Raw genomic sequence first — 15,514 nt, 5'->3', positions numbered from 1 at the left:
TAGATATGGGACAAAAGACAAATCCAATCGGGAATCGCTTAGGAATTATCAGAGGATGGGAATCTAACTGGTATGGGGGAAACGATTATGGTGATAAACTTGCCGAAGACGATAAGATCAGAAAATACGTTCACGCGCGTTTATCTAAAGCTAGTGTAAGTAGAGTAATTATCGAAAGAACTTTAAAACTTGTAACCGTTACTATCACAACGGCTCGTCCAGGTATCATTATTGGTAAAGGCGGTCAAGAGGTAGACAAGTTAAAAGAAGAACTTAAGAAAATTACTGGTAAAGAAGTTCAGATTAATATTTTTGAAATAAAAAGACCTGAGCTTGACGCATTCTTAGTAGCCTCAAGTGTTGCCCGTCAAATTGAGAACAGAATCTCTTACAGACGTGCAATTAAAATGGCTATCGCGGCAACAATGCGTATGAACGCTGAAGGAATTAAGATCCAAATTAGTGGTCGTTTAAATGGCGCTGAAATGGCGCGTTCTGAACACTACAAAGAAGGACGTATTCCTTTATCAACTTTTAGAGCCGATATTGACTATGCACTTGTTGAGGCACATACTACTTATGGTAGATTAGGTGTTAAAGTGTGGATCATGAAAGGTGAAGTATATGGTAAAAGAGAACTTTCTCCTCTTGTTGGATTATCTAAGAAGCAAGGAAAAGGTGGGCGTGCAAGTGGAAATAATAAAAACCAATCTCGTCGTAGAAAGTAATTTTTTAAAGAAAAGAAAAAATGTTACAGCCTAAAAGAACAAAATTTCGTAAAATGCAAAAAGGCCGTATGAAGGGGAACTCGGGAAGAGGAACCCAACTTTCAAACGGTACCTTTGGAATAAAATCACTAGATTCGAACTTTTTAACTTCGCGTCAAATAGAAGCAGCTCGTATTGCAGCTACTCGTCACATGAAAAGAGAGGGGCAACTTTGGATTAAGATATTTCCAGACAAGCCTATTACAAAGAAACCTCTAGAAGTACGTATGGGTAAAGGTAAAGGAGCCGTAGAATATTGGGCAGCAGTAGTTAAACCAGGTAGAATACTTTTCGAAGTAGGAGGAGTGTCGTTAGACGTTGCTAAAGAAGCGCTTCGATTGGCAGCCCAAAAATTACCTGTAAAAACTAAGTTTTTAACCGCTAGAGATTACGAAGCATAATTTATTTGATGTTATGAAACAATCAGAAATTAAAGAATTATCTGTAGCTGAGTTACAAGAGAAACTTAGCGAAACAAAAAAGAGTTATTCAGACCTTAAAATGGCACATGCAATATCTCCTTTAGAGAACCCAATTCAATTACGCTCTGTAAGACGTGATGTAGCGAAATTGGCAACAGAAATAACTAAAAGAGAATTACAATAATTCTGCTTAATGATGGAAAAAAGAAACTTAAGAAAAGAACGTATAGGAGTAGTTACTAGTAACAAAATGCAAAAATCAATTGTAGTTGCTGAAGTGAAAAAAGTAAAACATCCTATGTACGGTAAATTCGTGTTAAAGACAAAGAAATATGTTGCGCACGATGAAACAAACGACTGTAACATTGGAGATACAGTAAAGATCATGGAAACACGACCTTTAAGTAAATCTAAATGTTGGAGATTAGTTGAAATAATTGAAAGAGCGAAGTAATTATGGTACAACAAGAATCAAGACTAAAAGTAGCAGATAACACTGGGGCAAAAGAAGTATTAACAATACGTGTTCTAGGTGGTACTAAAAGAAGATATGCTTCTGTAGGAGACAAAATTGTTGTTACAGTTAAAGAATCGACTCCTAATGGAAACATTAAAAAAGGAGCCGTTTCAACAGCAGTAGTTGTTCGTACTAGAAAAGAAGTGAGACGTCCAGACGGATCTTATATAAGATTTGACGATAACGCTTGTGTCCTTTTAAACCCTACAGGGGAAATGAGAGGAACGCGTGTTTTTGGACCGGTTGCTAGAGAACTTCGTGATAAACAATTCATGAAAATTGTATCATTAGCACCAGAAGTGCTTTAATTGATAAATCAGATGACAAAGCTTAAAATAAAATCAGGGGATACTGTAAAAGTAATAGCTGGAGATCACAAAGGATCTGAAGGTGTTGTACAAAAAGTATTGACAGATAACAACAAAGCGATCGTAGAGGGTATTAATATGGTTAAAAAACATACTAAACCTAGCGCGCAAAATCCTCAAGGAGGAATCGTGGAAAAAGAAGCTCCAATTCAAATCTCTAACCTATCACTGTTAACTTCGAAAGGAGAAGCGACACGTGTAGGTTACAGAGTAGAAGGAGATAAGAAAGTAAGATTTTCTAAAAAATCTAATGAAGTAATATAGTTATGGCATATACACCTAGACTCAAAGAAGAGTATAAAAGCAAAATAATTGCAACTCTTACAGAAGAATTTGGTTATAGTAATGTAATGCAAGTACCAAAACTAACTAAGATAGTTCTATCTAAAGGTGTTGGTGCTGCAGTAGCAGACAAAAAGTTAGTGGATCACGCAGTTGAGGAACTAACGTCTATAACAGGACAAAGAGCTATTTCAACGTTGTCTAAAAAGGATGTTGCAACATTTAAATTACGTAAAGGAATGCCAATTGGCGCTAAAGTAACTTTACGTGGTGAAAAAATGTACGACTTTTTAGACCGTTTAATTACTTCAGCCTTGCCTCGTGTAAGAGATTTTAATGGAATTAAAGCAACTGGATTCGACGGTAGAGGTAACTACAATTTAGGAGTTACTGAGCAAATTATTTTTCCAGAGATAAATATTGACAAAGTTAATAAAATCTCAGGAATGGATATTACATTTGTAACAACAGCCGATACGGATAAAGAAGCAAAATCATTATTAACTGAATTAGGGTTACCTTTTCAAAAAAACTAAGTTATGGCTAAAGAATCAATGAAAGCCCGCGAGGTGAAAAGAGCTAAAACAGTAGCTAAATATGCGGAGAAACGTAAAGCTTTGAAAGAAGCTGGAGATTACGAAGCATTACAAAAGTTGCCAAAAAATGCCTCACCGGTACGTCTACACAATAGATGCAAATTAACGGGTAGACCAAGAGGTTATATGCGTACATTTGGTCTTTCGCGTGTAATGTTTAGAGAAATGGCGAACCAAGGATTAATACCAGGAGTTAGAAAAGCAAGCTGGTAGAATTATAAATTGGACTAAGGTTTAAGAAGCAAACTTAAAAACCAAGTCCGCAAATAAATACACATGTATACAGATCCAATTGCAGATTACCTTACTAGAGTTAGAAACGCCGTGCGTGCTAACCATAGAGTAGTTGAAATACCTGCATCAAATTTAAAAAAGGACATTACTAAGATATTATTCGATCAAGGATATATTTTAAGTTATAAGTTCGATGATTCAAAAGTACAAGGAACTATTAAAATAGCTCTTAAGTATAATAAGGATACTAAAGAACCTGTAATTAGAAAGATCCAAAGAATAAGTAAACCTGGTTTACGTAAATATTCTAGTTCAAGCGACTTACCACGTATTCTTAACGGTCTTGGTATTGCCATAGTTTCAACATCTCACGGTGTTATGACAGGTAAACAAGCAGAAAGAGAAAATGTTGGTGGTGAAGTTTTATGTTACGTTTACTAATCTAAAAAAGGAGAAGAAATGTCAAGAATAGGAAATAATCCAGTAGTAATTCCAGAAGGGGTTACTGTAGAAGTAAAAGATAACGTAATCACAGTAAAAGGAAAATTGGGAGAATTAACTCAAAATTTCAATGCTGTAGATTTAAAGGTTGAAGAAGGAAAAGTTATAGTTACACGTACATCTGATATTAAAGATCACAAAGCCAAACATGGTTTATTCAGAGCTTTAGTAAATAATATGATAGAAGGAGTTTCTAAAGGTTGGACTAAAGAACTAGAACTAGTAGGTGTTGGTTACAGAGCAAGTAACCAAGGACAAAAACTAGAAATGGCTTTAGGGTTTTCTCACAACATTGTTTTGAGTATAGCACCAGAAGTATCAGTTGAAACAGTTTCAAATAAAGGTAAGAATCCAATTATCAAATTAACTTCTCATGATAAGCAATTGGTAGGACAAATCGCAGCGAAGATTCGCGGCTTTAGACCACCAGAGCCTTACAAAGGAAAAGGAATTAAATTTGTAGGTGAAGAGTTAAGAAGAAAAGCAGGTAAATCAGCTTAATAATTAAGTTATGGCGTTAACAAAAAACGAAAGAAGAATAAGAATTAAAAACAGAATTCGTAAAATTGTCTCTGGTACTGAATCAAAGCCAAGATTATCTGTTTTTAGAAGTAATAAAGAAATTTATGCTCAATTAGTCGATGACGTAACTGGTAAAACTATCAGCGCGGCATCTTCAAGAGATAAAGACATTAGTGCTGCAACAGGAGGCAAAGCCGATATCGCTACTTTAGTAGGTAAATCGGTTGCTGAAAAAGCTTTGAAGGCAGGTGTAGAAACAATCGCTTTTGATAGAGGCGGTTATTTATATCACGGTAGAGTAAAATCATTAGCTGAAGGAGCTAGAGAAGCAGGACTTAAATTCTAAGAAATTATGTATCATAAATACAAAAGTGCAGAGTTAGTAAAACCAAGTGGATTAGATCTTAAAGATCGTTTAATTGGTGTACAAAGGGTAACAAAAGTAACTAAAGGGGGTAGAGCTTTCGGTTTCTCGGCAATTGTTGTTGTAGGAGACGAAGCGGGAGTAGTAGGTCACGGTTTAGGTAAATCTAAAGATGTAGCTAGTGCAATTGCTAAAGGCATCGAAGACGCTAAGAAAAACTTAGTACGTATTCCTTTAGTGAAAGGAACATTACCACACGAACAAAAAGGTAAGTTTGGTGGAGCGAGAGTAAACATTATTCCTGCAGCGCCTGGTACAGGGGTTATCGCTGGTGGAGCTGTAAGAACAGTTCTCGAGGCAGTAGGAGTACATGATGTTTTATCTAAATCACAAGGTTCATCAAACCCACATAACGTAGTAAAAGCAACTTTTGATGCTTTACTACAGTTAAGAGACGCGAAAACAATTGCTCGTGAAAGAGGGATTTCTTTAGAAAAAGTTTTTAACAGTTAATATTTAAAGCAATGGCAAAAATAAAAGTAACAAAAGTTAAAAGCGCAATCAATCGTACTAAAACTCAGAAGCAAACTTTAGTAGCTTTAGGTCTTAAAAAGATTGGGCAAACTGTAGAGCACGAAAACACTTCTAGTATACTAGGAATGGTAAGAAAAGTAAATCACTTAGTTTCTGTTGAGGAAGCTTAAAAAACAATACTGAAAAATGGATTTAAGTAATTTAAAACCTGCAGAAGGTTCAGTTAAAACTCAAGGTAAAAGAATAGGTAGAGGACAAGGTTCTGGTAAAGGTGGTACTGCAACACGTGGTCACAAAGGAGCTAAATCTCGTTCTGGTTATTCTAAGAAAGTTGGATTTGAAGGAGGGCAAATGCCACTTCAAAGACGTGTACCTAAGTTTGGCTTTACAAATATCAACAGAGTAGACTATCAAGGTGTTAACTTAGATACTTTACAGAAATTAGTTGATGAGAAAAAAATCGAAAGTACATTAGATTTTGGAACTCTAGTAGATTTAGGATTAGTTGGTAAAAACGAACTAGTTAAAATTTTAGGACGAGGAGAATTAAAATCAAAACTTAATGTAACAGCTCATAAATTTACTGCTTCAGCAAAAGCTGCAATCGAAGCTGCTGGTGGAGAAGCTGTAACTTTATAAGACCAATTTAGAGTATGAAATTTATAGAGACTTTAAAAAATGTTTGGAAAATTGAAGAACTAAGAAATAGAATCATAGTTACACTAGGTCTATTATTAGTTTACCGTTTTGGAGCCCAAATCGTTTTACCAGGAATCGATGCCGCACAGTTAGAAAACTTACAGAGCGGTACCGAAAATGGTATTATGGGGTTACTAAATGCATTTACAGGTGGAGCTTTTGCTAATGCTTCTGTATTTGCATTAGGTATTATGCCTTATATATCCGCTTCAATTGTAGTACAGTTAATGGGAATAGCAATTCCTTATCTGCAAAAACTACAAAAAGAAGGGGCTAGTGGTCAGAAAAAAATTACTCAAATTACACGATGGTTAACCATAGCAATTTGTTTAGTGCAAGCGCCAGGTTATTTAGCGAGTTTAAGTACTATGTTTGGTATCCCTGAATCGGCCTTCTTATTAGGTCAAGGAGGGGTATTCTACTTCTCTTCTATAGTTATCTTAGTAACAGGGACTGTATTTGCAATGTGGTTAGGAGAAAAAATTACGGATAAAGGAATTGGTAATGGTATTTCATTATTAATTATGGTAGGTATTATAGCAAATATGCCTAAGTCATTTTTACAAAATGCAGTGTCTAGAATAGAGACTGGTAATAACGTAATGATGATTCTTTTTGAATTGGTAATTTGGATGGCTATCATTTTAGGATGTGTAATGTTAGTAATGGCTGTTAGAAAAATAGCTGTACAATATGCAAGAAGATCTGCAACTGGAGGCTATGAGAAAAACGTGTTTGGTGGAGCAAGACAATTTATACCTTTAAAGCTGAATGCTTCAGGAGTTATGCCCATTATTTTTGCTCAAGCGATTATGTTTGTTCCAGGTTTAATTGGGAGTTCGTCTTTCTTAGAAGGGACTGAAACTGGACAATGGATGCAAGCTAATTTCTCAGACATATTTGGACTTTGGTACAACATGTTATTTGCTTTCTTAATTATAGTGTTTACTTATTTTTATACGGCAATTACGGTACCAACAAATAAAATGGCAGACGATTTAAAAAGAAGTGGAGGTTTTATTCCAGGCATTCGTCCGGGATCTGAAACATCTGAGTATCTTGATAAAATTATGTCACAAATCACCTTACCAGGTTCTATATTCTTAGCACTAATAGCTGTATTCCCGGCGTTTATAGTTAAGTTGTTAAACGTACAATCTGGATGGGCTCTATTTTTTGGTGGTACATCATTATTAATTTTGGTTGGAGTTGCAATTGACACTATGCAACAAGTAAATTCTTACTTGTTAAATAGACACTATGATGGCTTGATGAAAACTGGTAAAAATAGAAAAGCAGTAGCTTAAATATTATACTATGGCAAAACAAGCAGCAATAGAACAAGACGGAACAATTATAGAAGCATTATCTAATGCTATGTTTCGTGTTGAATTAGAAAATGGTCACATTGTGACTGCACATATATCCGGTAAAATGCGTATGCATTATATTAAATTATTACCAGGTGATAAAGTAAAATTAGAAATGAGCCCTTACGATTTAAGTAAGGCTCGCATAACTTATAGATACTAATTACGATGAAAGTAAGAGCATCAGTTAAAAAAAGAAGTGCAGATTGTAAAATCGTGCGTAGAAAAGGTAGACTTTACGTCATTAACAAAAAGAATCCTAGATTCAAACAAAGACAAGGGTAATTATGGCAAGAATTGCAGGTGTAGACATACCAAAACAGAAAAGAGGAGTGATTTCATTAACTTACATCTATGGTGTAGGGGGAAGTAGAGCTCAAGAGATTTTATCAACGGCTAATGTTGATGAGAACATCAAAGTACAAGATTGGACAGATGAGCAAATTGGAGCGATCCGTGAAGCTGTTGGAACTTTTACTATTGAAGGTGAATTACGTTCTGAAACTCAAATGAACATTAAGCGATTAATGGATATTGGATGTTACAGAGGTATACGTCATAGAGCGAGTCTTCCATTGAGAGGGCAACGTACTAAAAACAACTCTAGAACTAGAAAAGGTAGAAGAAAAACAGTTGCCAATAAGAAAAAAGCAACTAAATAATAAGTAGTATGGCAAAGACAAATACTAAAAGCATAAAAAAACGTAAAGTTATAATTGACGCGGTTGGGGAAGCTCACATTACTGCTTCTTTTAACAACATTATTGTGTCTTTAACAAATAAGAAAGGTGACGTTATTTCATGGTCATCTGCTGGTAAAATGGGATTCAGAGGTTCTAAAAAGAACACACCTTACGCAGCTCAATTAGCTGCAGAAGATGCATCTGGAGTTGCTAAAGAAGCCGGACTTAAAAAAGTTAAAGTTTATGTAAAAGGACCAGGTAACGGTAGAGAATCTGCTATCCGTTCTATCCATAATGCAGGAATTGAAGTAACAGAAATTATTGATGTTACGCCTTTACCTCACAATGGATGTCGCCCTCCTAAACGTAGAAGAGTATAATTTATTCAAAAAAATGAATTAATATCAATTATAATTAATTTATAGTTGGTATTAATTTTTTATGTTTAAATTTGCAAATTATAAAAATAATCAAGTATTAATAAGAGAACAACGATTATCGAAGGATAAGATTAAGACCTTAATTCATAATCACTCTTTAAAAAACAATTAGAAATGGCAAGATATACTGGTCCTAAAACTAAAATAGCACGTAAATTTGGCGAAGCTATTTTTGGAGACGATAAAGCTTTCGAGAAAAGAAATTACCCTCCAGGTCAACACGGAAACGCAAGAAGACGTGGAAAGAAATCTGAATATGCAATCCAATTAATGGAAAAGCAAAAAGCTAAATATACTTACGGTATTTTAGAAAAACAATTCAGAAATATGTTTAAAAAAGCTACAGCATCTCCTGGAATTACAGGTGAAGTTTTATTACAATTATGTGAGTCTAGATTAGACAACGTTGTATTTAGAATGGGTGTTGCACCTACACGTAGCGCAGCAAGACAGTTAGTTTCTCACAGACACATTACTGTAAATGGTGAGTTAGTAAACGTACCATCTTACAACTTGAAAAGTGGAGATGTTGTTGCGGTTAGAGAAAAATCAAAATCACTTGACACTATAGATAGATCTTTATCTAGCTCAAGTAACGTATACGAGTGGATTACTTGGAATAACGACACGAAACAAGGAACTTACGTTTCTATTCCTGCTAGAATCCAAATCCCAGAAAACATCAATGAGCAATTCATAGTCGAATTATACTCTAAATAATAACTGATAGAAATCGCAAATATGGCAGTATTTAATTTTCAGAAGCCCGATAAAGTAATCATGATTGATTCTACCGACTTCGAAGGTAAATTTGAATTTAGACCTTTAGAACCAGGTTACGGATTAACAATAGGGAATGCTCTTAGAAGAGTTTTACTATCTTCTCTTGAAGGATTTGCAATTACATCAGTTAGAATCGAAGGTGCAGACCACGAATTCTCAACACTTGCTGGTGTAGTAGAAGATGTGACTGAAATGATTTTGAACTTAAAACAAGTACGTTTTAAAAGACAAATTGAAGATGTTGATAACGAATCTGTTTCAATTTCTATTTCAGGACAAGATCAAATAACAGCTGGTGACTTTCAGAAATTTATCTCAGGATTCCAAGTATTAAATACAGATTTAGTTATTTGTAACTTAGAATCTAAAGTTAATTTTAATATGGAACTTACTATCGAAAAAGGTAGAGGTTATGTTCCTGCAGAAGAAAATAAGAAAGCTTCAGCGCCAATTGGAACGATCTTTACAGATTCGATTTATACGCCTATAAAAAACGTAAAATACAGTATCGAGAACTACCGAGTAGAACAAAAGACAGATTACGAAAAACTAGTTTTCGAGATCCAATCAGACGGTTCTATATCGCCTCAAGATGCTTTAACTGAAGCAGCGAAAACGTTAATTCACCACTTTATGTTATTCTCAGATGAGAGAATAACATTAGAAGCTGATGAAATAGCGCAAACTGAAACTTACGATGAAGAATCGCTTCATATGAGACAGTTGCTTAAAACAAAATTAGTTGATATGGATTTATCTGTACGTGCACTAAACTGTTTAAAAGCTGCGGAAGTAGATACTTTAGGAGACTTAGTATCATTCAATAAAAATGATTTAATGAAGTTCCGTAACTTTGGTAAAAAATCATTAACAGAACTAGAAGAACTAGTAAATGTTAAAGGTTTAAACTTCGGAATGGACTTATCAAAATATAAACTAGATAAAGATTAAAACATCATATTTTGCTCCTCTATAACGAGTAGTAGCAAGATGGTGATTAAAACTAAATGTCATGAGACACGGAAAAAAAGTAAACCACTTAGGGAGACAAACAGCGCATAGAAAAGCAATGTTAGCAAATATGGCTTGTTCTTTAATACAACACAAACGTATTAATACTACTGTAGCTAAAGCTAAAGCTTTAAAGCAATTTGTTGAACCTATGATCACAAAATCTAAAGAAGATACAACACACAACAGACGTATTGTTTTTTCTAGATTAAGACAAAAAGAGGCCGTTACAGAATTATTTAGAGATGTAGCAGCTAAGGTAGGTGATCGTCCAGGTGGATACACACGTATTATTAAGTTAGGAAATCGTTTAGGAGATAACGCTGATATGGCAATGGTAGAATTAGTTGATTACAACGAAATCTATAATGCTGGTAAAGCTGAAAAGAAAACGACGCGTAGAAGTAGAAGAGGAGGTAAAACTCAACCAGCTGCAGATACGGCTTCTAAAGCTTCTAACGAAGAAGAAGAATAAAAATGTTAATAAGCATTTAAAATAAAAGGATAAACTATTTTAGTTTATCCTTTTTTTTATGCAATTTTGTCAAACTTTTGGAATCAATGAAATATCAAAAACTTAAAAAAGCAATTGTCTTACTCGCAGATGGCACTATTTTTCATGGTAAAGCTGTAGGTAGAGAGGGTAGCGCTGTTGGTGAAGTATGTTTTAATACCGGCATGACAGGATATCAAGAAATTTTTACGGATCCGTCTTACTTCGGTCAGCTATGTGTAACTACCAATGCACATATTGGTAACTATGGTGTTACTAAAAACGATGTAGAATCAGATTCTATAAAAATCGCTGGTTTAATTTGTAAAAACTTTAGTTACGATTATTCAAGAGATATCGCAACAGGCTCATTAGAAGACTTCCTAAATGAAAACAATTTGTTAGCCATTTCAGATGTCGATACAAGAGCGTTGGTAAGCTACATTAGAGATAACGGTGCAATGAATGCTGTTATTTCTACAGACGTCGATAATATCGAAGGATTAAAGACGCTTTTAGCCGATACTCCAGATATGAATGGTCTTGAATTAGCATCAAAAGTATCGACTAAAGAACCCTATTTTATAGGAGATGAAAACGCTTCAATTAAAATAGCCGCTTTAGATATCGGTATAAAGAAATCCATTCTAATTAATTTTGCTAAAAGAGATGCCTATATAAAAGTGTATCCTTACAATGCTTCTTTCGAAGAAATGAGTAGCTGGAATCCTGATGGCTATTTCTTATCTAACGGCCCTGGAGATCCAGAGCCTTTGGTGGAAGCACAAGAATTAGCAAAAGAAATAATCAGTAGAAATTTACCGCTTTTCGGAATTTGTTTAGGGCATCAAATTATTGCTTTAGCCAATGGAATTACTACTTATAAAATGCATAATGGCCATCGCGGGATTAATCACCCAGTAAAAAATTTAGTGACAGGGAAGGGAGAAATCACCTCTCAAAATCATGGTTTCGCTATTAGCAGAGAAGAAGCTGAGGCACATTCGGATATCGAGATTACACACATTCATTTAAATGATAATACTGTTGCAGGTATTAAAATGAAATCTAAAAATGTATTCTCGGTGCAATACCACCCGGAAGCTAGTCCAGGGCCAAATGATGCTAATTATCTATTCGATCAATTTATAGAAAACATAAAATCTAAATAAATGTAAAGGACAATGAATATAATTTCATTGTCCTTTTTACTTTAATAAAAGCGAGATAGTTTTTTGTATTTCTTTACTAATAACTATTTTTAGCTTGAAATTAAACAGTAAATTTGAACACAAGACCAACTTAAACATATATTATGAGTATTATAATTAACGTCCACGCAAGACAAATTTTTGATTCAAGAGGGAACCCAACAGTAGAAGTCGATGTAGAAACAGAAAACGGATACTTCGGTAGAGCAGCAGTGCCTTCTGGAGCATCTACTGGAGAACACGAAGCAGTGGAGCTTAGAGATGGCGGGAAAGACTTTATGGGAAAAGGTGTTTTAAATGCTGTAGAAAACGTTAATACTATTTTAGCCGAAGAACTTCTGGGCGTAAATGTTTTCGAACAAAACTATATAGATACCTTAATGTGTGAAATCGATGGTACACCTAATAAATCAAAATTAGGTGCCAATGCCATATTAGGAGTGTCTTTAGCCGTGGCTAAAGCTGCCGCTGCCGAACTTGGTATGCCATTGTATAGATATGTTGGTGGAGTTAGCGCTAACACATTACCGGTTCCTATGATGAATATTATAAATGGGGGTTCACATAGTGATGCTCCAATTGCATTTCAGGAGTTTATGGTAATGCCGGTAAAAGCGAAAAACTTTTCACATAGCTTACAAATGGGAACTGAAATTTTTCATCATTTAAAAGCGGTGTTACACGGCCGTAATCTAAGTACTGCTGTAGGCGACGAAGGTGGGTTTGCACCAACATTAGAAGGTACTGAAGATGCTTTAGACACCATTGCGGTCGCTGTTAATAATGCAGGATATACTTTAGGTGAAGATGTAATGATTGCTTTAGATTGTGCTGCTGCAGAATTTTATGTAAACGGAAAATACGATTACACTAAATTTGAAGGGGAGTCTGGGAAAATTAGAACGAGTACAGAGCAGGCGGATTATCTAGCTGAATTAGCAGCAAAATATCCGATCCTTTCTATTGAAGATGGAATGGATGAAAACGATTGGGAAGGATGGAAATACTTAACAGAAAAAATTGGAGATAAAGTGCAATTGGTTGGTGACGATTTATTTGTTACTAATGTTGAAAGACTATCCAAAGGAATTACTGAAAATATTGCCAATTCTATTTTAATTAAAGTGAACCAAATAGGAACACTAACAGAAACGATAGCGGCTGTAAATTTGGCACATAATGCAGGGTATACCTCTGTTATGTCTCACCGCTCTGGTGAAACGGAAGATAATACTATTGCTGACTTAGCAGTAGCCTTAAATTGCGGACAAATAAAAACAGGTTCTGCGTCGCGAAGTGATCGTATGGCTAAATACAATCAGCTATTACGTATTGAAGAGGAATTAGGTAGCATTGCGTATTACCCAAGAGAAAAAGCGTTTAAAGTGGCTTTCTAGATGTAAGTTTACCTTTTTATATAACTACAAACGGACTAAATGACCTTTATCAAGGTGGTTTAGTCCGTTTTTTGTAGTGAGAAGTGTAATCGTTGGATTGAATAAATAGTCGTTAAACGTAGTTCTATTGCGTGATAACGCTTTTAATCGTCAAAACAATACGTTTAATCTGAAGAAATAACGAAAAACACATCTCTTATTTGAAAAGAATAGTATTTTTGTTAAGCTAGCCCCTATTCAGTTTAGAATTAATTAACGCCCCTAAACCTAAAAAATCTACTATGAAAATAAAATTACTTCTTGCAATACTATCTGTTATAGTTATGCCGCTCTTCGCACAAAATAATGACATTTTGAAAGTTCAGCAAAAATCAGAATTGGCAAAGAATAATGAATCCAAAAAACGTGCTATTTCGGACGTGCAGCCCTCTGCCCTAACGGTGATTATTATAAGTGCTTTGGCGCCAACGGGAGATGCTAATCAGTCCTTTTGCTCTTCCGCCTTACCCACACTTAGTGATGTTATTGTAGACGGTAATAATATTCAATGGTACGATGCTAATTCTTTAGGAAACACACTACCTCTTGGAACAAGTTTATTGGATAATACAAGTTATTTTGCAACCCAAACAGTGGGTGGAGATGAAAGTGATACTAGACTCGAGGTTCTAGTCACATTATTAGCAGATGATGATGCGAGTTTCAGTTATTCAGGGTCCACATTCTGTAATACAGCTTACGATCCTTCACCAACGATTAACGGGTTAGCTGGCGGAACGTTTACAAGTTCTCCTGTAGGACTAATAATTGAAGCTAATACAGGTAGTGTTGATGTGTCAGCAAGTGCCCCCAACACGTATGCCATTACTTACACCACCACCGGTGATTGTGTAAACAGCGCAACTGTTTCTTTAGCGGTAAATAGTGCAGACGATGCAAGTTTTAGTTACTCCGCGTCGGCATTCTGCGAAACAGACTCAGATCCAGTGCCAACGGTAACAGGCTTAGCTGGCGGAACGTTTACAAGTTCCCCTTCAGGATTAGTTATTGATGCGACTACAGGTAGCGTTGATTTGTCATCAAGCACTACTAATACGTATTCCATTACGTATATAACAAACGGTAATTGTATAAATAGTTCGACGGTGTCACTAACGGTAAACAGTTTAGATGATGCGAGTTTCAGTTATTCGGCATCTACATTCTGTACCTCAGATTCAGATGCAGTGCCAACGGTAACAGGTTTAGCTGGCGGAACGTTTACAAGTTCCCCTTCCGGATTAGTGATTGATGCAACTACAGGTAGTGTTGATGTCTCAGCAAGTGGCACCAATTCGTATACCATTACTTACAATACCAACGGCAATTGTGCGAATAATTCGACTGTTGCATTCACGGTAAACAGTTTAGATGATGCGAGTTTTAGTTATTCGGCATCAACATTCTGTACCTCAGATTCAGATGCAGTGCCAACGGTAACAGGTTTAGCTGGCGGAACGTTTACAAGTTCCCCTTCCGGATTAGTGATTGATGCAACTACAGGTAGTGTTGATGTCTCAGCAAGTGGTACCAATTCGTATAGCATTACTTACACCACCAACGGTAATTGTGCGAATAGTTCGACTGTTGTATTCACGGTAAATACTATTTCAACGTTGCCAACAGGAGCTTCTCCACAGTCTTTCTCAAGTGCTACAAATCCAACATTTGCAGACGTTATTATTAATGGAGACAATTTGCAATGGTATGATACCTTAACGGGAGGAAACTTTATTTCTATCTCAACCTCACTAACAGATGGTACTTTTTATGTGAGTAAAATGCCAGATGGCGAATGTGAAAGTGAGCGCCTAGAAATAGAAATATTATTAAATACTTTAGCTATCAATACTTTCGATAAGTCTATATTTTCTGTATATCCTAACCCGAATAACGGCCAATTCGATATATCTTTTACTAAAATTTTAAAAAATCCAAAAGTGCAATTATTCGATATTCGAGGGCGAATGGTTTTTGAACAGACTTATAATATTTCAGAACAAAAATTAAAGGTTAGTACTTCGATTTTAGAAGGTGGTGTTTATATTGTACGAATAACGGCGCATTCCACGGTAATAGATAAGAAAATAATTATTACAAAGTAAACTTTTATTTTATATATAAACGGTGTTATTGAATGAATGTAATTAAAATAGCATTCGTATTATATTATTATAAATTTTAGTGATATCATAATTGTTAAAACCTTTGTTAATGCATTTCCTAAACCGAGTGGTTTTTTGTAATTTAGCATTCCGCAAAAACAAGTAAAACAAAAAGT

The 15,514-nt window shown here is 35.2% G+C and carries 25 protein-coding genes; all 25 read left to right on the top strand.

Going from position 1 to position 15,514, the window contains the following annotated elements; translation table 11 throughout:
* The first annotated feature begins 5 nt into the window (after positions 1-5).
* Positions 6-728, top strand: coding sequence for a 30S ribosomal protein S3 (gene rpsC, locus ES677_RS07735; RefSeq protein WP_148369992.1), 723 nt, complete (start codon positions 6-8; stop codon positions 726-728).
* A gap of 20 nt (positions 729-748) precedes the next feature.
* Entirely contained in the window at positions 749-1,168 is a 420-nt protein-coding gene (rplP, locus tag ES677_RS07730; RefSeq protein WP_148380942.1) for a 50S ribosomal protein L16, read from the top strand.
* Positions 1,169-1,181: 13 nt separating this feature from the next.
* Positions 1,182-1,373, top strand: a complete 192-nt coding sequence (gene rpmC, locus ES677_RS07725) for a 50S ribosomal protein L29 (protein WP_148369990.1) — start codon at positions 1,182-1,184, stop codon at positions 1,371-1,373.
* Between the two features lie 12 nt (positions 1,374-1,385).
* Positions 1,386-1,643: a 30S ribosomal protein S17 gene (gene rpsQ / locus ES677_RS07720; protein ID WP_006988541.1), complete on the top strand. Its 258-nt coding sequence runs from the start codon at positions 1,386-1,388 to the stop codon at positions 1,641-1,643.
* A 2-nt stretch (positions 1,644-1,645) separates the two neighbouring features.
* Positions 1,646-2,014, top strand: a complete 369-nt coding sequence (gene rplN / locus ES677_RS07715) for a 50S ribosomal protein L14 (RefSeq protein WP_148369989.1) — start codon at positions 1,646-1,648, stop codon at positions 2,012-2,014.
* Between the two features lie 12 nt (positions 2,015-2,026).
* On the top strand, positions 2,027-2,338 hold the full coding sequence (gene rplX / locus ES677_RS07710; RefSeq protein WP_148369988.1) for a 50S ribosomal protein L24: 312 nt from the start codon (positions 2,027-2,029) through the stop codon (positions 2,336-2,338).
* A 2-nt stretch (positions 2,339-2,340) separates the two neighbouring features.
* Positions 2,341-2,892: a 50S ribosomal protein L5 gene (rplE, locus tag ES677_RS07705; protein ID WP_148369987.1), complete on the top strand. Its 552-nt coding sequence runs from the start codon at positions 2,341-2,343 to the stop codon at positions 2,890-2,892.
* Between the two features lie 3 nt (positions 2,893-2,895).
* Positions 2,896-3,165 carry a 30S ribosomal protein S14 gene (gene rpsN, locus ES677_RS07700; protein WP_148369986.1) on the top strand — a complete coding sequence of 90 codons (270 nt, stop codon included), beginning with the start codon at positions 2,896-2,898 and terminating at the stop codon, positions 3,163-3,165.
* A 63-nt stretch (positions 3,166-3,228) separates the two neighbouring features.
* Positions 3,229-3,627 (top strand): 30S ribosomal protein S8, encoded by a 399-nt coding sequence (rpsH, locus tag ES677_RS07695; protein WP_148369985.1) that lies wholly within the window; start codon positions 3,229-3,231, stop codon positions 3,625-3,627.
* A gap of 18 nt (positions 3,628-3,645) precedes the next feature.
* On the top strand, positions 3,646-4,188 hold the full coding sequence (rplF, locus tag ES677_RS07690; RefSeq protein WP_148380941.1) for a 50S ribosomal protein L6: 543 nt from the start codon (positions 3,646-3,648) through the stop codon (positions 4,186-4,188).
* A gap of 10 nt (positions 4,189-4,198) precedes the next feature.
* The gene (gene rplR / locus ES677_RS07685) at positions 4,199-4,555 is read left to right on the top strand and encodes a 50S ribosomal protein L18 (RefSeq protein ID WP_148369983.1); all 357 of its coding nucleotides are present in this window, start codon (positions 4,199-4,201) and stop codon (positions 4,553-4,555) included.
* Between the two features lie 6 nt (positions 4,556-4,561).
* Positions 4,562-5,086, top strand: coding sequence for a 30S ribosomal protein S5 (gene rpsE / locus ES677_RS07680; RefSeq protein ID WP_148369982.1), 525 nt, complete (start codon positions 4,562-4,564; stop codon positions 5,084-5,086).
* A gap of 11 nt (positions 5,087-5,097) precedes the next feature.
* On the top strand, positions 5,098-5,277 hold the full coding sequence (rpmD, locus tag ES677_RS07675) for a 50S ribosomal protein L30 (protein ID WP_148380940.1): 180 nt from the start codon (positions 5,098-5,100) through the stop codon (positions 5,275-5,277).
* Positions 5,278-5,293: 16 nt separating this feature from the next.
* Entirely contained in the window at positions 5,294-5,746 is a 453-nt protein-coding gene (gene rplO, locus ES677_RS07670; RefSeq protein ID WP_148369980.1) for a 50S ribosomal protein L15, read from the top strand.
* A 14-nt stretch (positions 5,747-5,760) separates the two neighbouring features.
* Positions 5,761-7,113, top strand: a complete 1,353-nt coding sequence (secY, locus tag ES677_RS07665; protein WP_148380939.1) for a preprotein translocase subunit SecY — start codon at positions 5,761-5,763, stop codon at positions 7,111-7,113.
* Positions 7,114-7,123: 10 nt separating this feature from the next.
* Positions 7,124-7,339: a translation initiation factor IF-1 gene (infA, locus tag ES677_RS07660; protein ID WP_028289261.1), complete on the top strand. Its 216-nt coding sequence runs from the start codon at positions 7,124-7,126 to the stop codon at positions 7,337-7,339.
* Positions 7,340-7,344: 5 nt separating this feature from the next.
* Positions 7,345-7,461: a type B 50S ribosomal protein L36 gene (gene ykgO / locus ES677_RS07655; protein ID WP_013305171.1), complete on the top strand. Its 117-nt coding sequence runs from the start codon at positions 7,345-7,347 to the stop codon at positions 7,459-7,461.
* Between the two features lie 2 nt (positions 7,462-7,463).
* Complete coding sequence (gene rpsM / locus ES677_RS07650) at positions 7,464-7,838, top strand: 30S ribosomal protein S13 (protein ID WP_148369978.1); 375 nt, start codon at positions 7,464-7,466, stop codon at positions 7,836-7,838.
* Positions 7,839-7,846: 8 nt separating this feature from the next.
* On the top strand, positions 7,847-8,239 hold the full coding sequence (gene rpsK / locus ES677_RS07645) for a 30S ribosomal protein S11 (protein ID WP_148369977.1): 393 nt from the start codon (positions 7,847-7,849) through the stop codon (positions 8,237-8,239).
* A gap of 174 nt (positions 8,240-8,413) precedes the next feature.
* The gene (gene rpsD, locus ES677_RS07640) at positions 8,414-9,019 is read left to right on the top strand and encodes a 30S ribosomal protein S4 (RefSeq protein WP_148369976.1); all 606 of its coding nucleotides are present in this window, start codon (positions 8,414-8,416) and stop codon (positions 9,017-9,019) included.
* Positions 9,020-9,040: 21 nt separating this feature from the next.
* Entirely contained in the window at positions 9,041-10,033 is a 993-nt protein-coding gene (locus tag ES677_RS07635) for a DNA-directed RNA polymerase subunit alpha (protein WP_148369975.1), read from the top strand.
* 61 nt (positions 10,034-10,094) lie between these two features.
* Complete coding sequence (rplQ, locus tag ES677_RS07630) at positions 10,095-10,568, top strand: 50S ribosomal protein L17 (RefSeq protein WP_148369974.1); 474 nt, start codon at positions 10,095-10,097, stop codon at positions 10,566-10,568.
* Between the two features lie 86 nt (positions 10,569-10,654).
* Positions 10,655-11,758: a glutamine-hydrolyzing carbamoyl-phosphate synthase small subunit gene (gene carA / locus ES677_RS07625; RefSeq protein ID WP_148380938.1), complete on the top strand. Its 1,104-nt coding sequence runs from the start codon at positions 10,655-10,657 to the stop codon at positions 11,756-11,758.
* 143 nt (positions 11,759-11,901) lie between these two features.
* On the top strand, positions 11,902-13,194 hold the full coding sequence (gene eno / locus ES677_RS07620; protein WP_148369972.1) for a phosphopyruvate hydratase: 1,293 nt from the start codon (positions 11,902-11,904) through the stop codon (positions 13,192-13,194).
* Between the two features lie 281 nt (positions 13,195-13,475).
* Positions 13,476-15,338, top strand: coding sequence for a T9SS type A sorting domain-containing protein (locus ES677_RS07615; protein WP_148380937.1), 1,863 nt, complete (start codon positions 13,476-13,478; stop codon positions 15,336-15,338).
* Positions 15,339-15,514 lie beyond the last annotated feature (176 nt).

It is taken from the genome of Bizionia gelidisalsuginis (genome assembly GCF_008086185.1).
In the GTDB taxonomy this organism is placed as follows: Bacteria; Bacteroidota; Bacteroidia; order Flavobacteriales; family Flavobacteriaceae; genus Bizionia; species Bizionia saleffrena.
This window is presented reverse-complemented; position numbering and strand designations above follow the sequence as displayed.